Origin of the sequence: Arthrobacter bussei, assembly GCF_009377195.2 — a bacterium.
Classification (GTDB): Bacteria; Actinomycetota; Actinomycetes; order Actinomycetales; family Micrococcaceae; genus Arthrobacter_D; species Arthrobacter_D bussei.
Genome location: NZ_VJXX01000007.1, coordinates 13,963 through 34,822, shown reverse-complemented (window position 1 = coordinate 34,822; position 20,860 = coordinate 13,963). Strand labels below are relative to the sequence as shown.

The following is a 20,860-nucleotide window of genomic DNA, read 5'->3' as shown; positions in this document are numbered from 1 at the left end:
CCGATCCGTCGGGTCCGGGTCGGCGTCGGAACGGATCCGGGGTCGGGGTCGGGGTCGGGGTCGGATCACGCGAAAAGCGTGCCGGGATCGGTGCCGTCAGGTCGGTCCCCGTCGGTCCCGGGTCAGTCCCGGGTCAGTCCCGGGTGTCCGACCCAGGATCGGGGGGATCGCCCGTCCCGGGGTCGTCGGCGAGGGCGGCGAGGATCGAATCCCCCTGCGCCGGGGTCAGGACGCCGCGTTCCAGGGCGCGCAGCGCCGTGGCACGGGCCATGCCGAGGTAGGCCTGGCGCGTGTCCGGGGCGTCGTGCGCCTCGAGGGCAGCCCGGTGGATCCGGACGGTGCCCGCGTCACCGCGCGCCACCGGACCGGTGAGTGCGCCCTCACCCGCGGAGAGGGCGTTCTCGAGCGAGGCCTTCATGAGCGGACCGAGCATGCGGTCGGGATGCTGCACACCGATGTCCGCCAGGAGCTGTGCGGACTGGGCCGCGATGGTGACGAGGTGGTTCGAGGCATGCGCGAGGGCCGCGTGGTACAGCGCCCGCGATTCCTCCTCGATGACCACCGGTTCCGCCCCCATCTCGACGACGAGCGCCTGGGCGATGGGAAGGACGGCCGACGGCGCCGTGATGCCGAACGCGGTGTCCGGCAGGCGCCCGAGGTCGAGGCTGAGCCCGGTGAAGGTCATGGCGGGGTGGATGGCGAGCGGGATGGCCCCGGCGGCACGTGCCGGGCCGAGCACCGCAGTGCCGTACCGGCCGGAGGTGTGCACCACCAGCTGTCCCGCCTGCCACACGCCGAGCTGGGCGAGGCCGTCGACCAGCGGGGCCAGGGCGTCGTCGGGCACGGCCAGGAGCACGAGTTCCGCACGCTCGATGATGTCCGGCACCTCCAGCACGGGTACGCCCGGCAGCAGGTTCTCGGCGCGTTCACGGCTGGCCTCGGACACGGCGGACACCCCGACGACGGCGTGGCCGGCCGAGCGCAGTGCAGCACCGAGGACGGCCCCCACCCTGCCGGCGCCGACGACGCCGACCCCGAGCCTGCCCGGGCGGCGGGACGCATCAGCGCTGCCCATCGGGCGCCTCCTCGAGCGACCGGGGCGCCTGCGCCGGTGCCGGCTCGTACCGGGGAACCTCGGGCATGACGGCGGCCTGCTCCGGAGCAGCAGCCCGGTCGACCGCGGCATCGGTGGCTCCGGACGGGACCACGAACCCACTCGGTGATCCAGCGGTGATCGGGGGGCCACCGTCCACGACCGCGGACCGCGTCGCCACGTCATCCACCGGCAGGTCCTCCGCGGCGCCGTGGAGGCCGACGGGCTGCCCGGACGGAGGAACGGCTGACGCGCGCCCGGAGTCCCCCGGTGCCGCATCCGAAACGCCCGGCCCGGTATTCGCGCGGACCTCGATGCGGTGGTCCGGTCCGTCGACGGTCTGCGCCGCGGGCAGGCTCACGGGCTTCATCCACTGCTCCGGACCGCTGCGGCGTCGTGCCTCGGCGGCCCGCACCGACTGACCGTGGAACAGGTCCCAGGCCGCATCGGCATCGGCGAGGAGGACCCGGGGGCTGACAGGACCCGGCGTCGTCTGGAACTGCAGGTTCGCCACCCGGACGCGGCGGTCCACGGGCCCCTGGTCGATCGACAACGACTGGGTCCGCTCGTGCGGCACCACGACGAGCTGGCGCCACAGCACACCGGAGCGCAGCAGCAGAGCCGTACCGGTCACGGTGAAGCCGTTGCGCCGCCACGCGAGCGGAGCCAGCCACCGCGCCCGGCGCGGGGTCGTGACGAACCCCTCCCCGCCGTCGCGCCCGGTCATGCCGGCACCGAACACCTCGACGGGCCGCGGGGTGCCGGGATCCGGGAGGACCAGGGCGAGGATCTGCAGGACCTCGTCGCGCGTGCCGACGGGCAGGAGGGTGGCCCGGGCCTGGCCCTCGTTGGAGGCCGACGCCCCGTAGCCGGCGACATTCACCGTGACGCGGTACCACCCCTTCAGGCGCCACAGCGGGGACTGCACGATGCCGAGGGCCTGCACGCGACCGGGGGGAACCGTCTGGGCACGCGTGTCGAGCAGGCCGTAGCGCATGCGGATGCCGTCCGGTGACGTGGCGGCGCGGAAGTTGTAGCCGGTGCTCAGGGCGGACCAGTACGCACCCACCACGCCGATCAGCAGCGGGATGAAGGAGGTGGCGATGAAGGGCGTGTCCAACGTGATGCCGAGGGTGATGATGACGGCCGCCGCCACCACGAGCGCGACCGTGGTGCCGGAGAGCAGGGCAGCTCCGACGACGCGGCCGGGAGGGCTCACCACGACCTCCCGCTCGGGGGCCTCGGGGACCTCCTCCGGGTGCTCGGGGTCCGGCTCGACACCCGCTGCCCGGGCGAGGATCGTGGCGCGGAGCTTCTTCGCGTCGTCGAGCTTGAGGAAGGCGAGCCGGACGGCCGACTCCCCCGCGTCCGCCACCTCGAACTTCAGTTCGGCCAGCCCGAAGATCCTGGCGAGGAACGGCTGCACGATGTCGATGGCCTGGACCCTGTCCAGGCGCGCCTGCCGCTGTTGCCGGAAGACGACACCGGAGTGCACCCGCACGTGCTCGGCGGTCACCTGGTAGCGGGTGAAGTACCAGGAGACGAGGAAGACAGCCGCGATGACGACGACGACACCGAGCACCACACCGCCCGCGAGCAGCAGGCCGACCCCCTCGGGCAGGGGGCCCCGACCCCTCGAGTCGGCATCGAAGAGGCCCTCGAACCAGTCCCTGCCCGCGAAGTAGAGGATCGCCACGAGCGCGATCCAGCCGCGCACGAGCGGTGAGATGACATGGACGCGGCGCCACTCGTCCGCCGCCTGCGGTGGGACGACCGCTCCGGCGGTCACAGTCCGGCCAGCCTGGCTTCTCCCCGCGCGGACAGCTGCTCGCGCAGCCGGGCACCCTCCCCGGTCGGCAGACCGGGGATGAAGGCGTTCGTCGCGGGAGACGCCGTGTGGAGCTTCAGCGTGCAGATGCCGAAGGCACGCTCGATTGGACCGACGGCGACGTCGACGTACTGCATGCGGCCGTAGGGCACCACCATGGTGCGCTGGAAGAACACGCCCTGGCGGACCAGGAGGTCGTCGTCGCGCTCCGCGTACCCGATGGCCCGCACCTGGCGGGGAAGGAGGATCCCGCGCCAGACGGCGCTGACCAGCACCACGGCCGGAAGGCCCCAGGCGAGCCACACGGGCGGGAAGGAATCCCAGACACCGGTGAGGCGCAGCACGAGCGGCACGGACGCGAGCAGGATCCACACGAGAGACCCGATGAGCCAGCCGAGCAGGCGGACCCTGAGGTACTTCGGGGACACCCTCGTCCACTCGAGACCGGACGGATCGATCGGTTCGCTACGCATATTCCCCCTCGGTGTGGCCCGGAGCCCCGGTGCCGTCGTCGTCGGGCGGCAGCCTGCAGAAGTTCTCGACGACCAGTCCCACCATAATCATGACGGTCCCGCCCGCCATCAGCGCCACCGATCCCCAGACCGGCAGGCTGGTGGAGCGGACGGACGCCAGGGCCACCTGGTCCACGAGGATGCCCGCGTGCCAGCCGAGGTTGAGGGCACCTGCGTAGGCGCAGGCCTGCGCGAGCACCAGGGTGCGCAGGGCGAGAAGGGGATCGAGGGGACGGTCCCGCCTGCCGTTCCGCCAACGGAGCACGCGGCGCCCGAAGACCAGGGTGATGGCGATGATCGCCGCCGTGGTGACGAGGGACGTCAGCGGCAGGGCCGGCGTCCCGTACCCGTTGCGGGTGGCGAACCAGTTGACCAGCCAGCCGGCAAGCCCGGCCACGAGGCCCACGAGGGCCAGCCACCGGAACCGAAGGGTGCTCACAACGTCCTAGACTCCCTCGAAGGGCACCAGGCCCGCAAGGTCCTCCGCCTCCGCGGCCAGCTCGGCGACCGGCCGGCCGGCGAGCCGGGCCCCGGCATCCATCCACGCCCACGGCTGCAGGACGAAGGCACGCGACGCCGCCCGCGGATGCGGGATGGTCAGTACCTCATCGTCCGAGACCAACGAACCGTAGGTGATGATGTCGATGTCCAGGGTCCGGGGACCCCACCGGACGATGCGCTTGCGGTGGTACTTCTCCTCCACCGCCTGGCAGTGGGCGAGGAGCTCGTACGGGCCCAGATCCGTCTCCACCTCGATCACCATGTTGAGGTAGTCCGGCTGCTCCGGTCCACCCACCGGCTTGGTGCGCACCACGGGTGAGACAGCGTGCAGCCGCACGTCGTCCGGTTCGACGAGGTCGGCGACGGCGAGCACCAGGGTGTCGCTGCTCACGCCGAGGTTGCTGCCGAGCGCGAGCACGGAGCGCACGGTACCGCTCACGGCCGGCTCCTGCGCAGCGTGACCGCCACGTCGCCGAAGGGCACCTCGATGGGCGCCTTCGGCTTGTGCACCGTCACGTCGACGGCGGCCACGGGGAAGGCGGCGAGGACTGCAGAGGCGATGGTCTCCGCCAGCGCCTCGATGAGGTCGAACGGCTCCCCGCCGATGATCCCGTGCACCAGGTCGGCGAGGTCGCCGTAGTGCGCGGTCCGCTCCAGCTCGTCGCCGGCACCGGCCGGCTGCAGGTCGAGGTGCAGGACGATGTCGACCACGAAGGGTTGGCCCTCGCGGCGCTCATGGTCGAAGACGCCGTGGTAGCCGTTCGCGGAGATGCCGCGCAGCACCACCGAGTCGAGGGCACCGGACGGCGAACCGGCGAGCCCGGGGACGAAGCCGGACGTGGTCCTCAGGGACTGCCCGGGCGACGTTCCCCCGGCGTCGGCGACCGCGTACCGGGACGCGCCGTCGGACGTGGCGCCGGGGCCCTCGCTCACGGGCGCGGACCGACGGCGGCTGCGACCTTGACGGCGTCGAGCGTGGTGACCGGGTCGTGGACACGGACGCCCCAGGCGCCCGACGCAGCGGCCAGGGTGGCGACGGCGAGCGAGGCGTGGTCACGCTCGCCCGGCGTCGCGACCTTGCCCGCCGACGTGAGCAGGGTACCGAGGAACCGCTTGCGCGAGGCCCCGACCAGGACGCGGTGGCCCAGTGCCGTGAAGGCATCGAGGTGGCGCAGGATCAGCCAGTTGTGCTCGTCCGTCTTCGCGAACCCCAGGCCGGGGTCGAGGATGATGCGCTCGGCGGCCACGCCGGCCGCCACGAATCGGTCACGGAGCCCGGCGAGTTCCCCGGCCACCTCCGCGACGACGTCGTGGTACTCGGCGAGGGAGGTCATGGTGGTCGCGGATCCGCGCCTGTGGGTCAGGATGTACGGGACGCCCCGCTCGGCCACGAGGGCCGGCATGGCCGGATCGAACTCGACGCCCGAGATGTCATTGATGATCGACGCGCCCGCATCGAGGGCCTGGCGGGCCGTCTCGGCATGCATGGTGTCGATGCTCACGAGGGCGCCGGCCTTGACGAGCCCCCTGATGACGGGCAGCACGCGCTGCAGTTCCTCCTCGACCGGCACAGCCCGGGCTCCCGGACGCGTCGACTCACCTCCGACATCGATGATGTCCGTCCCGCCGTAGTGCATGCGCAGGCCGTGACCGATGGCGTCGTCGGTGCCCGCGAACCTGCCGCCGTCGCTGAACGAGTCCGGCGTGACGTTGAGGATACCCATGACCACCGCGCGGTCCGTGGGGAGGTCACCGAAGGTCCTGGCGGAACGGACCGGTCGGATGACGGGCAACGGCGAGGTCGCCGGCCCTGTTCCGGGCGCTGCGGCGAGTGAATCCATGAAAGCGGGGCTCCTACCTTCCGAGAATGAGGCTCATGGCCTCGGCGCGCGTTGCCGTCTCGCGGATCTGGCCGCGCACGGCGGACGTGACGGTCTTGGCTCCGGGCTTCCGGACCCCGCGCATCGACATGCACATGTGCTCGCACTCGATGACGACTATCGCGCCTTTGGGCTTCAGGTGTTCCATCATCGCATCCACGATCTGCGTGGTCAGCCGTTCCTGCACCTGGGGGCGACGGGCGTAGACCTCCACGAGGCGGGCGAGCTTGCTCAGGCCGGTCACGCGTCCGTCCGCCGAGGGGATGTAGCCGACGTGCGCCGTGCCATGGAACGGCACCAGGTGGTGCTCGCACGTCGAGTAGAAGGGGATGTCCTTCACCAGCACGAGCTCCTGGTGGTTGATGTCGAAGGAGGTGGAAAGGACCTCGGCCGCGTCCTGGTGGAGTCCCGCGAACATCTCGGCGTAGGCCTTCGCGACCCGCTTCGGGGTCTCCAGCAGGCCGTCCCGGTCCGGATCCTCACCGATGGCCGCAAGGATCTCGCGGACGGCCCTGGCGATCCGCTCCTGATCCACGGGCGACCCCGTGGCCACCAGCGCGGCGTCCACCACTTCGTCGTCGAAATCTGTCATTGGGTCGTCTCCCCTTCTTCGGGCACTGCCCACCGGCCCCGTGACCGCTGGTCTGTCGCTACAGGACTACGCGTCCCGCCTGTCGCCCGGGCCGTCGCCCGCTTCGGGCGACGGGAGGTCGGATCCGGCGACGTCGAACCCGCGTGGGATGTCGGCGTCGGCGATCTGGTCCTGGGGAGCGACGGTCTCGGGCGCGGGCTGTCCGCTCTCCAGCGCTTCGGCGCGCTCCTTCTTCGAGACGACCGGCGGCAGGGAGTGCACGGGCCTGGTCTGCTTGGACAGCCACACCTCGCGCAGGCCCCGCTTCCGGACCGAGGTGAAGACCTCGGCGATCTCCGCCTGGTTCAGGGTCTCCCGTTCGAGCAGCTCCAGTGCGAGCTGGTCGAGGACGTCGCGGTTCTCCGTGAGGATCTGGTACGCCTCGTCGTGCGCGTTGTCGATGAGGCGGCGCACCTCCTCGTCCACGACGAGCGCGATCTGGTCCGAGTAGTCGCGGTCGCTGCCCATGTCACGGCCCAGGAACGGCTCACCGGCTCCCTGGCCGAGCTTCACGGCGCCGATGCGCTCACTCATGCCGTACTGGGTCACCATCTTGCGGGCCGTGCCGGTGGCCTTCTCGATGTCGTTGGACGCACCCGTCGAGGGGTCGTGGAAGACGATCTCCTCGGCGACGCGACCACCCATGGCGTACGCCAGCTGGTCGAGCAGCTCGTTCCTCGTCACCGAGTACTTGTCATCACTCGGCATGACCATCGTGTAGCCGAGGGCACGGCCGCGCGGCAGGATGGTCACCTTCGTCACCGGATCCGTGTTGCGCAGCGCGGCGGCCACGAGGGCATGCCCGCCCTCGTGGTATGCGGTGATCTTCCGCTCGAGTTCCTTCATCACGCGGCTGCGCTTCTGGGGTCCCGCGATGACGCGGTCGATCGCCTCGTCGAGGGCGCGATCGTCGATGAGCTGCGCATTGGAGCGCGCCGTGAGCAGCGCGGCCTCGTTGAGGACGTTCGCCAGGTCGGCACCGGTGAAGCCCGGCGTCTTCTTCGCCACGCCCTTCAGGTCGACGCCGGCCGCCATCGGCTTGCCCTTCGAGTGGACCGACAGGATGTGCTCGCGGCCCTTCATGTCCGGGGCCTCGACGCCGATCTGGCGGTCGAAACGGCCCGGCCGCAGGAGCGCGGGGTCCAGGACGTCGGGGCGGTTGGTGGCAGCGATCAGGATCACGTTGGTGGTGGCGTCGAAGCCGTCCATCTCCACCAGGAGCTGGTTGAGCGTCTGCTCGCGCTCGTCGTTGCCACCGCCCACGCCCGCACCGCGGTGACGCCCGACGGCGTCGATCTCGTCCACGAAGATGATGGCGGGCGAATTGTTCTTGGCCTGCTCGAAGAGATCGCGGACGCGGGACGCGCCGACGCCGACGAACATCTCCACGAAGTCCGAGCCGGAGATCGAGTAGAAGGGGACGCCGGCCTCACCGGCGACCGCGCGGGCCAGCAGGGTCTTGCCCGTCCCGGGAGGCCCGTAGAGGAGCACGCCCTTCGGGATCTTGGCCCCGAGGGCCTGGAACTTCGCGGGTTCCTGCAGGAACTCCTTGATCTCCAGCAGTTCCTCGACGGCCTCGTCGGCGCCTGCGACGTCGTTGAACGTCACCTGCGGCATGTCCTTGGAGATGAGCTTGGCCTTGGACTTGCCGAACTGCATCACCTTGGATCCCCCACCCTGCATGCGGCTGAGGAGGAACCAGAAGATGACGCCGAGGATCAGGATGGGGAAGATCAGGCCGGCGAGGCTGAGGAGCCAGTTGCTCTCGGCGGGCTGGTCGGTGAAGCCGTCCGCGCTGGAGTCGTTGATGGCCTCGACCACGCTCTCGGCCCGCGCCGTGCTGTAGAAGAACTGGACGTTCTCGCCCTTGTCCTCGTACGGCTTACTGAGCGTGAGGTCGACGCGCTGCTCGCCGTCGTAGATCTTGGCCTGCTCGACGGTCTCGCCGCGGAGCAGTTCCAGTCCCACATTGGTGTCCACGCGGTTGGCACCCGTGCCGAACAGGGATGGAAGCACCAGCAGGAGCGCCACGACCGCCAGGACGATCCAGAAGATGGGCCCCTTGAAGATGTTCTTGAATTTCATTCGTCTCAGGGCAGCACGCCCTGTCCCTCCTGCTGATGCACGTAAGAATGTACGGGCGCACTGCCGAGCGGGTGCGCTTTAAGCACCTCAACATATACACCGTCCGAGATTCTCCACGCGCGGATTGCGCCGATAGTTCCCTCTCGGCGTACCGGGCACGGACCCTCCGGGAAGGGCTTATTCGTAGACGTGGGGCGCCAGGGTCCCGATGAAATCGAGGTTCCGGTACTTCTCCGCGAAGTCCAGGCCGTAGCCCACCACGAATTCGTTGGGGATGTCGTAGCCGACGTATTTCACGTCGATCTCGACCTTCGCGGCGGCCGGCTTGCGCAGCAGCGTGCAGATCTCGACGGACGCCGGTCCGCGGGACAGCAGGTTGGCCTTCAGCCAGGAGAGGGTCAGGCCGGAATCGATGATGTCCTCGGCGATCAGGACGTGCTTGCCCATGAGGTCGGTCTCGAGGTCCTTGAGGATGCGCACCACGCCGGAGGACTGTGTACCGGACCCGTAGGAGGAGACGGCCATCCAGTCCATGGTGATGTGTGAGTGCAGCGCGCGCGCCAGGTCCGCCATGACCATCACCGCGCCCTTGAGGACGCCCACGAGGAGGATGTCCCGCCCCGCGTAGTCCGCATCGATCTGCTGCGCCAGTTCGTTGATCCGCTGCTGGATCTCCTCCTTGGTGTAGAGGACGTGCTTGAGATCTGACTGGACGTCGTTGGAATCCACCGGTTACTCCTGGGTTGGACGGCGCGACTGCTTCACACCGGGGCCGTTGTTGCTGCCATTGCTGCTGAGGACAAGATTGCCATAGCTTGCATCCCCGCGAAGAACCGCCCGCCCGCGGACCTGCCGGTGGACGCTCACCTTGCCGCCCAGCTGCACCGGCCCGGCGGACCCCCTGCGGTCGAGGAGCGACTCGGCGGCGCGGAGTCTTTCGGAGCTGGGTTGGAACGCCCCGAGTTCGAGTGCCGCGAGGGCGAGCACGCGCTGCCGCAGCGCCGCGGGCAGGGCCCTGAGCCCGTCCTCCGGGAGAAGGACCGCACCGTCGTCGCCCTCCGTCCTGAGCCCGGCGTACGCCTCCGAACTGAGCTGCTCCAGCAGATCGGCGTCCTGCCCGAGGATCCTGGCTGTCCGGGCGAGGGCCTGCGCGATCCCGGGCCCCAGCTGGTCCTCGAGGAACGGCAGGACTTCCTGCCGCACCCGGGACCGGGCGAAGGCCCGGTCCTCGTTGGTGGGGTCGTGCCAGGGCTCCAGCCCGTAGAAGGCGCAGATGGCCTCGGTATCGATCCGGCGCAGTTCGAGGAACGGTCGCAGGTAGAGTCCCCGCCGACCGGGCATGCCGGCGAGCGACCGGGTGCCCGAGCCGCGAGCGAGGCCGAGCATGACCTGTTCGGCCTGGTCGTCGAGCGTATGGCCGAGCAGGACGGCGGCGGCTCCGTGCACTGCCGCGGCGTCGTCCAGCGCCGAGTATCGGGCGGTGCGGGCCGCGGCTTCGGGGCCCATGCCCGTCCTGTCCACCGAGACGGTCCGCACCTCCACGGGGTCCAGCCCGAGCCCCCGGACGGTCTCGGCGGCTCGGGCCGCGACGTCGGCGCTCCCGGGCTGCAGCCCGTGGTCGACGACGACTGCGCCGACGCGGCACCGTCCGGTGTGCGCCGCATGCGCCGCGACCGCCGCGAGGGCGAGGGAATCGGGACCGCCGCTGCACGCGACGAGGACGAGGGGAAGGGCCGGGGACCCCGTCGGCGCCCTGTCCACGATCCCCTCGAGACCGGCCGCCAGCAGGTTGCGGGCGGTACCGACCGTCGGCAGGAGGCGCGGGCGCCTAGCCATGGCGGCGCAGGCTCATCCTGTCGATCCACTCGTCCGGTGCGTGGATCTCGCGCTCCGTGGGGAGATGGTCGGCCGATTCCCACACGGCGTTGAAACCGTCCATCCCGGTCTGGCCGACCACCCTCCGCACGAACTTCGAGCCGTCACTGTACTGGCGCATCTTCGCGTCGAGGCCCATGAGCTGGCGGATGACCTTCTCGAGGGGGCCCCGGGACTTCCCGCGGGCGTTGAACCGGCGGCGGATGGTCTTCACGGAGGGGACGATCCTGCCATCCACCCCGTCCATCACCACGTTGGCGTGTCCCTCGAGCAGGCTCATGACGGCGGTGAGATGGGACAGGCGCGCCTTGTCGTCCGGATCCTGCAGGATCGACAGCACACCGACGTCCTGCGGCGGCACGCCCGCGGCGCCTCCTGCGATCCTCGACCGCGCGCCGGCGAGGTTCTTCACCGCCGCACCGAGGCGTTCCGACAGGGAGTCCGCCTTGTCCATGAGCCCGGACGTGAGCTCGCCGATGTGTCCGGTCATGTGGTCCTTGAGCCACGGGGCTGCCGCGAACTGCACGCGGTGCGTCTGCTCGTGGAGGCACACCCACAGGCGGAAGTCCGACGGGTCCACGTTCAGTTCCCGCTCCACGGAGATGATGTTCGGGGCAACGAGCATGAGCCGGCCGCCCTGGCCGTTCCGCGAGGGGACGAAGGGATCGTACTGCCCGAGCACCTTGCTCGAGAGGAAGGCGAGGATGGCGCCGAGCTGCGCGCCGGTGACGCTCCCACCGAGTGCCAGCGAGGCGGACTTCAGCAGATCCGGGCGTGTGGCGGCGAGCTGGTCGAGCGCCGGATCCATCAGGGTGCGGAAGCTCTGCGCATTGGCCTTGGCCCAGGACGCACGATCGACGATCAGCAGCTCGGAGTCACGGAGGTCACGGGCGGCGTCGAGCCGCGAGATGGCGTGGACATGGCCGACCGATGCGTCCGCGAGCTCGCGCATGTTCTGCACCGCCCGGGCGATCTCGGCGGGTTTCATGGTGGGACCCGCGGGCGTCAGGGAGGCTGCGGTCGACGCCGCGATGTCCCAGTTGACCAGCTGCGGGCGGGGCGTTGCGGACTCGTTCCTGGGCATGGGCCTATTCGATCACACCCTGCTGACGGCGAGCCGAGGCACCCGTGGAGCGGGCTCGGGTTCGTCTGTCGGCGAACGGGTCAGCGGCACCCGCAGGCGGCCAGCAGCGCTGCCGCGTGGTCGGCCGAGGACCTCGCCTCGCCCGTGTTGCCGTCCAGCCCCGCCGCAAGGAAGGAGAACACCAGGAGCCGCCCGTCGACGGTCACCACGTGCCCGGAGAGCGCCGTGACCGCGTTCAGCGTGCCGGTCTTGGCCCGCACGGTCCCGGCGCCCGGCCGTGCATCAGGATCCTCGGCGGTGAACCGCGGGGCCAGCGTGCCGGTCAGCCCGGCGATCGGCAGCGACGCGGCGACGGCGGCGATCCCGGGGTCGGCCGACGTGGTGGTGGCGCGGACCAGTGCGGCCACCTGCGCCGGCGAGACGGCGTTCCGGGCGGAGAGTCCTGCCGCATCACCGAAGGCGAGGCCCTCCCCGGCCACGCCCGCACGCGTCGCGGCCGCGGCGAGGGCCTCGGTCGCGCCGCCGAAGGAGGCGGGACGTCCGCTCTCCAGTGCCGCGATCCGGGCAAGCGCCTCGGCGAGGTAGTTGTCCGAGACCTCGAGCATGCGGGCCACCTGCGCCGCGCGCGGCGCCGACTCCACGGCCGCCAGGGCGACGGCGTCCTCCGGACTGGTCCGCCGCTGCACGTCGGGCTGGACCGTGATGCCCCGCTCGACGGCGGCGGCCACGAGCGCCGTCGCGAAAGCGTTCGCCGCGTCGAGTCCGGCGTCCTGCGAGCGTGGGCCCCCGGTGCGCCCCTCCTCGAGCCAGGACGAGTTGACGGCCAGCGCGTGCACCGGAGCAACCTCGCCGGCCTCGATGTCACCCTGCGCCCAGGTGGGATTCAGGCTGGCACCGGCGAAGAGGCTGTCATCGAGGAACACGGTGTACGGCCCCGATCCAGCGGGAAGCGCGGCGGCCGTCTCGGCGGCGAGTGTGCCGAGCCCGGCGTGCCCGACGACGGCGTCGGGTGCGGAGGGCCCGGACGCGAGGAGGACGTCGCCACCGCCGCGGAGGAACAGCGCGCCGGCGGCCGACGGCGAGGACAGCACCGAGGTCTGCAGCCGCGCTTCCGGACGTCCGAAGGTCAGGGCGGCGACCGCCGTGAACACCTTGACGGTGGACGCCGGCGGCTGCGCGCGGTCGGCGTCCCTCGCATAGAGCACGGTGCCGTCCGCCGAGTCCACCACCGTGCCGGCGAAGGAGCCCGGCCCCGACAGGGCCAGCGCGGCGTCGAGTGCGGGACCCAGTGCGGCAGGATCCGGGGACGGCGCGGCGGGTGAGAGCGGGGTGACGAGGTCGGGCACGGTGACGGAGGTGGGCGGGACCTGAAGCGCGGGTGTGACGGGCGGCTCCGCGGGTGGCGGCGGGTCGGCCACGGCGAGGACGGCGGGAGCGACGTGCGAGGCGACGGGCACCGCGATCGCCGCCATGACCAGGACCAGCAGCAGCCCGGTCAGCAGGCGGAGGGATCGCGTCATGGTGTCCTTTCGCGGTCTGAGCGGCACGCGCCGCAGCGGTGCGTCACCACGGAAAAATGCCTCGGTAGCGGTGAGCGACCGATATGTTAGGGCTGACGATCAACAGTAGACCGGCCGGCAGCCGCTCCCCGTGAGGGCGCGACACCGGCCAACAGTTCCCCATCGACCCAGCACAGGAGTTGCCATGAAGCTCGACGTCACCATCGAGATCCCGAAGGGCTCGCGCGTCAAGTACGAGATCGACCACGAGACGCACCGCCTGCGCCTGGACCGCGTCCTGTTCACGGCCATGCAGTACCCCACCCATTACGGCTACTTCGAGAACACCCTGGGCGAGGACGGCGATCCGCTCGACGCCCTGGTGATGCTGCAGGACTTCGACCTGATCCCGGGCGTCCTCGTCGAGTCACGCCCCATCGGCGTGTTCAACATGGTCGACGACGGCGGCGGGGACGCGAAGGTCCTCTGCGTTCCGGTGGACCCACGTTTCGAGGACATCCAGGAGCTGTCCGACGTCTCGGACTTCCTGCTCGACGAGATCAAGCACTTCTTCACCAAGTACAAGGACCTGGAGCCCGGCAAGTGGGTCGAGGCCGCCGACTGGGCCGGCCGGGAGGCTGCGGAGGCCGAGATCGAGGCATCGCTGCGCCGCTTCAAGGAGGCCGGTGACGCGAGCGCCCAGGACGAGCCGCAGGGCCGCGCCGTCGACGTCGACGCGAAGAACGCGACGGAGACGCCCGAGGGGCGCTAGGGTCCTGCCACCCTCCGGGCCCTCCGCCCGGCACCGTCGAGGCCCCCGCCGGCGCATTCCGCCAGCGGGGGCCTCTTCTATCGCCGCACCGGCATACAACTGCCTTCGGTTGTTTGCGTCCCCCAGCAGCGATACTGGTGCCATGTACTACGTCCTCACGATCAACCAGCGCGACTCGCGGGACGTCGGGGACATGGTGGGCGACCTCCTGCGGGCCCTGCGCCACCTGCCGACCGTCGTCCCTTTCCAGCGCTCCGTCGGGGACGAGGTGCAGGGTGTCGTCGACGGCGCGACGACGGCGGTCGACGCCGCCCTCCGGGCCCTCCGCTACCGGCGGTGGCACGTGGGCCTCGGGGTCGGCGGCCTCACACCCCCGCTGCCCGAGCGCATCGTCGACGGTCAGGGCTACGGGCTGGTCTACGCGCGCCGCGCGGTCAACCGGGCGATGAAGACCGGCGAGCGGATCCCCCTCGCCGTGGAGGGCCCCGACGCCCAGATCGCCGCAGAGGCTGAGGCCGTGTTGCGTCTCCTCGGGCAGATCGTCCACACCCGCACCGACGCGGAGTGGGCTGTCCTCGATCTCATGACACCCGGAGCCCGTGGACAGCAGAAGTATGTCGCGCAGGAACTCGGCATCACCGCGCAGGCCGTCAGCCGCGCCGTGGTCCGTTCGCACTGGATGGAGGAGTGGGCCACCCGGCCCGCCGCCGCACGCCTGCTCGACCTCGTCCACGGTCCGGCAGCCCTGCCCGAGGCGAGCCTGGCCTACTGAAGCCGTCGAGCGCGATCATCCGGTCCGCACCGCACCGCACCGCACCGCACCGCACCGGCGATCATGCGGTCTGCCGGCGCGACCTGCGACGTCGGTCGCCGCCTGCCTGACCGGGCAACGCCCTGCTCAGGGGTGGCGGGCCGGGCCAGCGGGCGCAGGACCTTCGCACGGCCGTGGCCCCGTGCGTCGACGACGGGTCAGACGAGCGAGCGGAGGACCTTCGCGGCGCCGTCGTCGTACACGCTGCCCGTGACCTCGGACGCGGCCGACCGCACCTCGTCGGGAGCCTGGCCCATCGCGACGCCACGACCCGCCCACTGCAGCATCTCGATGTCGTTCCGGCCGTCGCCGACGGCGACCGTCATGGCGGAATCCGTGCCGAGGCGGCGGCGCAATACTTCCAGCGCAGTGGCCTTCGTGACCCCCGAGGCGGCGATGTCCAGCCAGGCGGTCCAGCCGACCGAGTAGGTGACGCCGTGGAGGCCGATGGACGCGACGGCGGTACCGAACTCCTCGGCCGAGCTGTCCGTGCTGAAGACCACCACGCGGACGGCGCGGCTCTCGAGCATCTCCTCGAAACCCACGTTCTCGGCCTCGGAGCCGAAGCTCGCGTCCTGGAAGCTCTCGGTGGAGAGGAACCGGCCGCGGTCGTCCTCCAGCGCATACTTCGCGGAGGGCAGACGTTCCCGCAGTGCCGTGAGCGCGGGCCTCGGGTCGAAGGTCACGCGCTCGAGGACCTCGAAGCCCTGATCCAGGGTCGCGTCGACCCTCAGGGTCACGCCTCCGTTGGAGCAGACGGCGTAGCCGCGCGTGATCCCCAGGAGCCGGATGACCGGCAGGGTGGCCCCGAGGGACCTGCCGGTGGCGATGATGACCTCGTGCCCGGCGTCGATGACGGCCCGTGTGGCGTCCCGCACCTCCTCCGTCATAGAGCCCTCGTGGTCCACGAGGGTGCCGTCGACGTCCAGGGCGATCAGGTGGTGTGTGCGGTTCTCCTGCCGGTCATCGATGCCGGCACCGGTCAAAGTGCTCATACTTCAGTGAACCAGACCGCACCGACACCGGGGTAGGAGAATCCTCACAGGACCGGGAGGGTTTCCAAACCGTTCATGTAGGGGCGCAGCGCCGCGGGGACCGTGACCGAGCCGTCGGGGTTCTGGTGGTGCTCGAGGATGGCGACGATCCAGCGCGTGGTCGCGAGTGTGCCGTTGAGGGTTGCGACGGCACGGGTCCCCTTCTGGCCCTCCCCCTCCTGGCGCTCCCGGATGTTCAGGCGGCGGGCCTGGAAAGTGGTGCAGTTCGAGGTGGAGGTCAGTTCCCGGTAGTCGCCCTGCGTCGGGACCCACGCCTCGCAGTCGAACTTGCGGGCCGCGGACATGCCGAGGTCGCCCGCAGCGGTGTCGATGACGCGGTAGGGCAGTTCCACCTTGGCGAGCATCTGCTCCTCCCAGGCCAGCATCCGCTCGTGCTCCGCCGCGGCGTCCTCGACGGTCGTGTACGTGAACATCTCCACCTTGTTGAACTGGTGCACGCGGATGATCCCGCGGGTGTCCTTGCCGTGGGAGCCGGCCTCCCGCCGGTAGCAGGAGGACCAGCCGGCATAGCGGACCGGACCCGCGCCGAGATCGATGATCTCGTCGGAGTGATACCCGGCCAGCGCCACCTCGGAGGTCCCGACGAGGTAGAGGTCGTCCTCCTCCAGCCGGTAGATCTCGGCGTCGTGCGCTATGTCGAAGCCCGTCCCCTGCATGGTCTCGGGGCGGACGAGCGTGGGCGTGATCATCGGCGTGAACCCGGCGTCCATGGCCTGGTCCAGGGCCATGCGCAGCAGCCCGATCTCGAGCCGGGCACCCACACCCTTCAGGAAGTAGAAGCGGGACCCGGAGACCTTGGCCCCGCGCTCCATGTCGATGGCACCGATGAGCTCACCGATCTCGAGGTGGTCCCGTGGCTCGAACCCGTCGGCCGCGAAATCCCTCGGGGTGCCGACCGTCCTGAGCACCACGTAGTCGTCCTCGCCGCCTTCGGGGACGCCGTCCTGCACGAGGTTCGGCAGCTTCCGCAGCAGCGCCTCCTGCTCGGCCTTGGCCTCCTCGGAGGTCGCGGAGGCGGCCTTCACGGCCGTGGCGAGCTGCTTGACCTCCGCGAGGAGGGCCTGCTTCTCCTCACCCCTGGCCTGGGCGACGCGCTTGCCGAAGGCGTTCTGCTCGGCGCGGAGCGTCTCGTAGGCGGTGACCGACTCACGGCGCCGCGCATCCGCCGCGAGGACCGCGTCGACGAGCGACTCGTCCGCCCTGCGGGCGCGCTGCGATGCTCGGAACTGCTCGGGATTCAGGCGGAGGTCGTTGACGTCGATCACACCGTCAAGACTACCCAAACCCCTGCCGGCCGCGGATCGCCCGGCCTCGCCGCTATTGTGGATGACCATGCGCCGCAAACTCCTCGCCGGGACCGCCGCGGCTTCCGCCGCCGTCGCCTCCGTGCAGACCTACTGGTCGGTGCGTCGGCTGCAGCAGACCCGGACCCCGACGGCCTCTGTGCACGAGCCGGTGCCCGCACCCGTGGGTCCGCAGCGGGTGGCCCTCGTCCTCAACCCGACCAAGCTGCAGGCCGGCGCGACCCGCGAACTCGTGGAGCAGGCCTGCTCCGATGCGGGCTGGGAACGGCCGCTGATCCTCGAGACCACCGTCGAGGACCCGGGCACGGGGCAGGCGCAGCGGGCCCTCGACGCGGGGGCCGACCTCGTCATCGCCGCCGGCGGCGACGGCACCGTGCGCGCCGTCGCACAGGCCCTGGCCCATCGGCCCGCGGCGCTGGGGCTGCTGCCCCTCGGTACCGGCAATCTGCTGGTGCGGAACCTCGGGCTGCCGTACCACGACATCGCCGGGTGCCTGCGGATCGCGCTGCACGGCTACGAGCGGCGCATCGACGCCGCACGGATCATCCTGCGCAACGACCGCACGCACACGAGTTCGGAGCACCCGTTCCTCGTCATGGGCGGGGTGGGCTTCGACGCCAGCGTGGTGGCGGACGCGAAGCAGGACCTGAAGGACAAGCTGGGCTGGCTCGCCTACAGCGAGGCGGGCGTACGCCACCTCCCCGGGCGCCGCCGTCGGATCTCCATCAGCCTCGACGGCCAGCCGCCGCAGAGCCGCAAGGTGCGCAGCCTGCTCGTGGCGAACTGCGGGAAGCTGCCCGCCGGCGTGGACTTCGTGCCTGATGCCATGATCGACGACGGCTACCTCGACGTGGTGGTCCTCAGCCCCCGCAGCCTGATCGGCTGGACACTGATGGCCGCGAAGATCCTGCTGCGACACCGCGGGGCGACCCCGGTGATCAGCTACTACCGCGCCCGTGAGGTGACCGTGTGGTCCGCCGAACCGATCGCGACCCAGCTGGACGGTGATGCCTCCGGCTCGACGACGTCGGTGACGGCACGGGTGGACCCGGACGCACTGATGGTCCGGGTGCCTGCTCCGGCTCCCGGACCATCGGGGTCCTCCGTGCTGCCGCTCCCCGACTTCCAGAAGGGGTGGCGGCGGCTGCTGCGCCGCTCCTAGCGCTCGCGGTCCGTGTACTCGCCCTGACCCTCGGGTGCCTCGACGAGGGGCTTGTCCTTGTCGGTGTACTCGCCCTCCTCCGCGGCGTCCTGGGACGACGTGTATCCGCCGGAGGCTCCTGCCGGCTCGGTGCTCGTGTAGTGGCCCTCCTGCTCGGCGGCCGCGACGGCCTCCGAGGGATCGCGGTCGGCGCGATCGGCCTGCTCGTTGATCAGGGCCTGCTCCTCGGCGAAGCGCAGGTCGTTACCCTGGTCCCCGACGTCACCCTGCCAGTTGGGATCCGACGTCGAGCCGTCACCCTCGTTGGGGTTCACGATGTGTCCACCATGGGCGTTCTCGGTCATGATGCTGCCTTTCGTCGAAGGATGCGCTCCTCGTTGGGCGCCCGGTGCCAGCGTACTGACCGACGGGATGGTTTGAAACGGGCTCCGGTGCGCTCAGTCGCGCAGCAGCTCCTGCACGGCCTTCTCCGAGGCCGAGTAGGTACCGATGGGAATGACCTCACCGCTCATGAAGCGGTCCACGAGCCGCGGGTCCACGTAGGACGTGCGGGCGACCGTCGGCGTGTTGCCGAGGTGCTCCGCCACGGCCTTCATGGTGGCGCTCACCGCCTTCTGCCGGGCCGTCCGTGTGGTCGCCCCGATGTCCTCCTTCGCGAGTGCCATCGCGGCGACGACTGTGGCCTGCCAGGTCCGGAAGTCCTTCGCGGTGAAGGGGCCGCCCGTGACCTGGCGGAGGAACTCGTTGAGCTGGGAGCCGTCCACGTGGTGCCACACGCCGTTCTCCGACTGGTAGGCCAGGACCGTGTCGGCGTCCTCACGCTCCACCATGGGCCGCAGCGCCTCGGCCAGGTCCTCGTCCTCGAGGCGTGTGTCCCAGTGCTGGCCGCTCTTGCCGGGGAAGTCGAAGACGATCAGGTCGCCGTCGATGGTGCAGTGCTCCACCAGCAGCGTGGTCACCCCGAAGGAGCCGTTGGCCTCCGCATACTGCGCGGAGCCGATCCGCAGCGCGCCGGAATCGACGATCCGCAGGGCTGCGGCGAAGGCCCGCTCCCGGCTGACGCCGTCGCTCCGCAGGTGCTGGGTGATGGCGCGGCGGGCGCTCGGCAGCTTCGCACCGAAGTCGAGTGCGCGGTCGAACTTCTCGCGGTCCTTCTGCTCCCGCCACGCCGGGTGGTACATGTACTGGCGCCGTCCGGCGTCGTCCGTACCGATCGCCTGGACGTGCCCGTTCGGGTACGGCGCGATCCAGACGTCCTTCCAGGCCGGCGGGATCACGAGCTCCTTGATCCGCTCGAGCTCGGCGCGGTCCTGCAGCAGCTCGCCGCTGGGCGCCCGGTAGCTGAAACCCTTGCCGTGCCTGCGGCGGGAGATACCGGGCCTGCGCGTGTTGCTGCGGCGCAATCTAGCCATCAGGAGAACCAGCCTTCGAGTGGGGGGACCATCGATGGTAAGCCTACTGTGTATTGGGTCGCAGGAGCGCGCCTACCTCGGCCGGTCCCCGAGGATCCCCCCGAGCCAGTGGTCCGCCGACGAGAAGGCCTCGTCCGAGGTGTGGCGCTCGACGGCGGGGGACCGGCGATCCGCCCGAGCGTAGGACCCGAGGAAGCGGAGGCCCGGGCTGATCCGGTGCAGGCCCTTCAGCGCGTCCGCCACCCGGGCGTCCTCCACATGGCCGTCCGCGTCCACGCTGAAGAAGTAGTCGCCGAGGAACTGCCCCGTGGGCCGCGATTCGATCCGGCTGAGATTGACCCCGCGCGCAGCGAACTGGTCCAGGATCTGCATCAGCGCCCCGGGGTGGTCCTCGGGGAGCGGTATCACCAGCGTGGTCTTGTCCGCCCCGGTACGGGCCGGCAGCGCGTCCGGTCGGCCGACGAGGACGAACCGCGTGACGGCGTCGGACACGTCCCCGATGTCCTCCGCGAGCACGGCCAGCCCGAGCCGCTCGGCCACGAGGGGCGAGCAGATGGCGCCGTCGTAGGACTCGTCACCGTCGACGAGCCCGTAGGCGGCAGCGGCGGTCGACGACGACGGGAAGTATTCCGCGTCGGCGATGGTGGCGTCCACCCAGGAGCGGCACTGCGCCCAGGCGTGCCCGTGGGTCGCGATCCGCCGGACAGCTCCGAGCGTGGTTCCGGCCCGCGCGGCGAGCACGAAGGTGATGGGCACGAGTTCCTCGCGCAGAATCCGCAGGGGCTCGCCCACGGCGATGGCGTCCAGGGTCGCGCTGACACCTCCCTCGACCGAGTTCTCGATGGGCACCATCGCGGCGTCCACCGCCTCCGACCGGACGGCGTCGAGCGCGGCGGCCACGGTGGACGCCGGTACGCGGCGTGCCTCTCCGGCTCCCGGGACCTGCAGGAGTGCGGCCTCGGTGAAGGTCCCCTCCGGCCCCAGGTAGGTGTACGAGGACGGCTGCGTCACAGGACCGTGGGCTCGCTGCCCGTCTCGGAGACCATCGGCTTGCCGGCGTCGGCCCAGGCACCCATGCCGCCGCTCACGTTGATCGCGGTGTACCCGTTGCCCTCGAGCCACTCCGCCGCGCGCTGCGAGCGCCCGCCGGCGCGGCAGATGACGTGCAGGTCCTCGTCGGGATCCAGCTCGCCGAACCGCGCGGGCAGCTGGTCGAGCGGGATGTGGACGGCGCCGTCCACGTGGCCCGCCTCCCACTCGTAGTCCTCACGGACATCGAGGATGCGCGCGTCGCTGGGCACTGCCGTCACCGGTACGTTCTGGAGATCGCTCATGCGCCTACCATTCCACGCACCG

The 20,860-nt window shown here is 70.9% G+C and carries 22 protein-coding genes; 3 read left to right on the top strand and 19 right to left on the bottom strand.

Features of this window, described 5'->3' with window-relative positions:
* Window positions 1-133 precede the first annotated feature (133 nt).
* The 13 genes from FNH21_RS15745 to dacB form a co-directional block, all read right to left on the bottom strand.
* The gene (locus tag FNH21_RS15745) at window positions 134-1,075 is read right to left on the bottom strand and encodes a Rossmann-like and DUF2520 domain-containing protein (RefSeq protein ID WP_152817013.1); all 942 of its coding nucleotides are present in this window, start codon (window positions 1,073-1,075) and stop codon (window positions 134-136) included.
* Window positions 1,062-2,882 carry a PH domain-containing protein gene (locus tag FNH21_RS15740; RefSeq protein WP_191932063.1) on the bottom strand — a complete coding sequence of 607 codons (1,821 nt, stop codon included), beginning with the start codon at window positions 2,880-2,882 and terminating at the stop codon, window positions 1,062-1,064. The genes FNH21_RS15745 and FNH21_RS15740 overlap by 14 nt, the downstream gene beginning before the upstream one ends.
* Window positions 2,879-3,394, bottom strand: coding sequence for a PH domain-containing protein (locus FNH21_RS15735; protein ID WP_152817012.1), 516 nt, complete (start codon window positions 3,392-3,394; stop codon window positions 2,879-2,881). Before FNH21_RS15735 ends, FNH21_RS15740 begins: the two co-directional genes overlap by 4 nt.
* On the bottom strand, window positions 3,387-3,872 hold the full coding sequence (locus FNH21_RS15730) for a DUF3180 domain-containing protein (RefSeq protein WP_055765929.1): 486 nt from the start codon (window positions 3,870-3,872) through the stop codon (window positions 3,387-3,389). Before FNH21_RS15730 ends, FNH21_RS15735 begins: the two co-directional genes overlap by 8 nt.
* Window positions 3,873-3,878: 6 nt before the next feature.
* Window positions 3,879-4,373, bottom strand: coding sequence for a 2-amino-4-hydroxy-6-hydroxymethyldihydropteridine diphosphokinase (gene folK / locus FNH21_RS15725; protein WP_191932062.1), 495 nt, complete (start codon window positions 4,371-4,373; stop codon window positions 3,879-3,881).
* The gene (gene folB, locus FNH21_RS15720) at window positions 4,370-4,867 is read right to left on the bottom strand and encodes a dihydroneopterin aldolase (protein WP_338403316.1); all 498 of its coding nucleotides are present in this window, start codon (window positions 4,865-4,867) and stop codon (window positions 4,370-4,372) included. Before folB ends, folK begins: the two co-directional genes overlap by 4 nt.
* Window positions 4,864-5,775, bottom strand: coding sequence for a dihydropteroate synthase (folP, locus tag FNH21_RS15715; RefSeq protein WP_152817011.1), 912 nt, complete (start codon window positions 5,773-5,775; stop codon window positions 4,864-4,866). The genes folB and folP overlap by 4 nt, the downstream gene beginning before the upstream one ends.
* 13 nt (window positions 5,776-5,788) lie before the next feature.
* Window positions 5,789-6,406 (bottom strand): GTP cyclohydrolase I FolE, encoded by a 618-nt coding sequence (gene folE / locus FNH21_RS15710; RefSeq protein WP_152817010.1) that lies wholly within the window; start codon window positions 6,404-6,406, stop codon window positions 5,789-5,791.
* 66 nt (window positions 6,407-6,472) lie between these two features.
* A complete protein-coding gene (gene ftsH, locus FNH21_RS15705; protein WP_152817009.1) occupies window positions 6,473-8,530 on the bottom strand; it encodes an ATP-dependent zinc metalloprotease FtsH in 2,058 nt (685 codons plus the stop codon).
* A gap of 177 nt (window positions 8,531-8,707) precedes the next feature.
* Window positions 8,708-9,259: a hypoxanthine phosphoribosyltransferase gene (gene hpt, locus FNH21_RS15700; protein WP_055765946.1), complete on the bottom strand. Its 552-nt coding sequence runs from the start codon at window positions 9,257-9,259 to the stop codon at window positions 8,708-8,710.
* Window positions 9,260-9,262: 3 nt separating this feature from the next.
* On the bottom strand, window positions 9,263-10,366 hold the full coding sequence (gene tilS, locus FNH21_RS15695) for a tRNA lysidine(34) synthetase TilS (protein ID WP_152817008.1): 1,104 nt from the start codon (window positions 10,364-10,366) through the stop codon (window positions 9,263-9,265).
* Window positions 10,359-11,489: a zinc-dependent metalloprotease gene (locus FNH21_RS15690; RefSeq protein ID WP_152817007.1), complete on the bottom strand. Its 1,131-nt coding sequence runs from the start codon at window positions 11,487-11,489 to the stop codon at window positions 10,359-10,361. The genes tilS and FNH21_RS15690 overlap by 8 nt, the downstream gene beginning before the upstream one ends.
* An 80-nt stretch (window positions 11,490-11,569) precedes the next feature.
* A complete protein-coding gene (dacB, locus tag FNH21_RS15685; RefSeq protein WP_152817006.1) occupies window positions 11,570-13,009 on the bottom strand; it encodes a D-alanyl-D-alanine carboxypeptidase/D-alanyl-D-alanine endopeptidase in 1,440 nt (479 codons plus the stop codon).
* 184 nt (window positions 13,010-13,193) lie between these two features.
* Here dacB and FNH21_RS15680 point away from each other — a divergent pair, with 184 nt between their 5' ends.
* Entirely contained in the window at window positions 13,194-13,760 is a 567-nt protein-coding gene (locus FNH21_RS15680; protein WP_152817005.1) for an inorganic diphosphatase, read from the top strand.
* A gap of 142 nt (window positions 13,761-13,902) precedes the next feature.
* Window positions 13,903-14,532 (top strand): hypothetical protein, encoded by a 630-nt coding sequence (locus tag FNH21_RS15675; protein WP_152817004.1) that lies wholly within the window; start codon window positions 13,903-13,905, stop codon window positions 14,530-14,532.
* A 197-nt stretch (window positions 14,533-14,729) separates the two neighbouring features.
* On the opposite strand, the gene FNH21_RS15670 is transcribed toward FNH21_RS15675, so the two are convergent.
* Both FNH21_RS15670 and serS read right to left on the bottom strand, forming a co-directional pair.
* Complete coding sequence (locus FNH21_RS15670; protein WP_152817003.1) at window positions 14,730-15,566, bottom strand: HAD family hydrolase; 837 nt, start codon at window positions 15,564-15,566, stop codon at window positions 14,730-14,732.
* A 44-nt stretch (window positions 15,567-15,610) separates the two neighbouring features.
* Window positions 15,611-16,891 (bottom strand): serine--tRNA ligase, encoded by a 1,281-nt coding sequence (gene serS / locus FNH21_RS15665; RefSeq protein WP_191932061.1) that lies wholly within the window; start codon window positions 16,889-16,891, stop codon window positions 15,611-15,613.
* A 67-nt stretch (window positions 16,892-16,958) separates the two neighbouring features.
* On the opposite strand from serS, the gene FNH21_RS15660 reads away from it, so the two are divergent.
* On the top strand, window positions 16,959-18,092 hold the full coding sequence (locus FNH21_RS15660; RefSeq protein ID WP_152817001.1) for a diacylglycerol/lipid kinase family protein: 1,134 nt from the start codon (window positions 16,959-16,961) through the stop codon (window positions 18,090-18,092).
* Here the strand turns inward: FNH21_RS15660 and FNH21_RS15655 are convergent.
* From FNH21_RS15655 to FNH21_RS15640, 4 genes are all read right to left on the bottom strand, one after another.
* Window positions 18,089-18,436, bottom strand: coding sequence for a hypothetical protein (locus tag FNH21_RS15655; RefSeq protein WP_152817000.1), 348 nt, complete (start codon window positions 18,434-18,436; stop codon window positions 18,089-18,091). The genes FNH21_RS15660 and FNH21_RS15655 overlap by 4 nt on opposite strands.
* A gap of 93 nt (window positions 18,437-18,529) precedes the next feature.
* Complete coding sequence (locus FNH21_RS15650; RefSeq protein WP_152816999.1) at window positions 18,530-19,504, bottom strand: DNA topoisomerase IB; 975 nt, start codon at window positions 19,502-19,504, stop codon at window positions 18,530-18,532.
* 72 nt (window positions 19,505-19,576) lie between these two features.
* Entirely contained in the window at window positions 19,577-20,515 is a 939-nt protein-coding gene (pheA, locus tag FNH21_RS15645; RefSeq protein ID WP_191932060.1) for a prephenate dehydratase, read from the bottom strand.
* Complete coding sequence (locus tag FNH21_RS15640) at window positions 20,512-20,838, bottom strand: rhodanese-like domain-containing protein (protein WP_152816998.1); 327 nt, start codon at window positions 20,836-20,838, stop codon at window positions 20,512-20,514. The genes pheA and FNH21_RS15640 overlap by 4 nt, the downstream gene beginning before the upstream one ends.
* Window positions 20,839-20,860 lie beyond the last annotated feature (22 nt).

What these genes read in the sequence shown, in the direction of transcription:
- FNH21_RS15745 (WP_152817013.1), bottom strand. Translation starts at nt 1,075, where the DNA reads ATGGGCAGCGCTGATGCGTCCCGCCGCCCGGGCAGGCTCGGGGTCGGC.
- FNH21_RS15735 (WP_152817012.1), bottom strand. Translation starts at nt 3,394, where the DNA reads ATGCGTAGCGAACCGATCGATCCGTCCGGTCTCGAGTGGACGAGGGTG.
- folP (WP_152817011.1), bottom strand. Translation starts at nt 5,775, where the DNA reads ATGGATTCACTCGCCGCAGCGCCCGGAACAGGGCCGGCGACCTCGCCG.
- folE (WP_152817010.1), bottom strand. Translation starts at nt 6,406, where the DNA reads ATGACAGATTTCGACGACGAAGTGGTGGACGCCGCGCTGGTGGCCACG.
- ftsH (WP_152817009.1), bottom strand. Translation starts at nt 8,530, where the DNA reads ATGAAATTCAAGAACATCTTCAAGGGGCCCATCTTCTGGATCGTCCTG.
- tilS (WP_152817008.1), bottom strand. Translation starts at nt 10,366, where the DNA reads ATGGCTAGGCGCCCGCGCCTCCTGCCGACGGTCGGTACCGCCCGCAAC.
- FNH21_RS15690 (WP_152817007.1), bottom strand. Translation starts at nt 11,489, where the DNA reads ATGCCCAGGAACGAGTCCGCAACGCCCCGCCCGCAGCTGGTCAACTGG.
- dacB (WP_152817006.1), bottom strand. Translation starts at nt 13,009, where the DNA reads ATGACGCGATCCCTCCGCCTGCTGACCGGGCTGCTGCTGGTCCTGGTC.
- FNH21_RS15680 (WP_152817005.1), top strand. Translation starts at nt 13,194, where the DNA reads ATGAAGCTCGACGTCACCATCGAGATCCCGAAGGGCTCGCGCGTCAAG.
- FNH21_RS15675 (WP_152817004.1), top strand. Translation starts at nt 13,903, where the DNA reads ATGTACTACGTCCTCACGATCAACCAGCGCGACTCGCGGGACGTCGGG.
- FNH21_RS15670 (WP_152817003.1), bottom strand. Translation starts at nt 15,566, where the DNA reads ATGAGCACTTTGACCGGTGCCGGCATCGATGACCGGCAGGAGAACCGC.
- FNH21_RS15660 (WP_152817001.1), top strand. Translation starts at nt 16,959, where the DNA reads ATGCGCCGCAAACTCCTCGCCGGGACCGCCGCGGCTTCCGCCGCCGTC.
- FNH21_RS15655 (WP_152817000.1), bottom strand. Translation starts at nt 18,436, where the DNA reads ATGACCGAGAACGCCCATGGTGGACACATCGTGAACCCCAACGAGGGT.
- FNH21_RS15650 (WP_152816999.1), bottom strand. Translation starts at nt 19,504, where the DNA reads ATGGCTAGATTGCGCCGCAGCAACACGCGCAGGCCCGGTATCTCCCGC.
- FNH21_RS15640 (WP_152816998.1), bottom strand. Translation starts at nt 20,838, where the DNA reads ATGAGCGATCTCCAGAACGTACCGGTGACGGCAGTGCCCAGCGACGCG.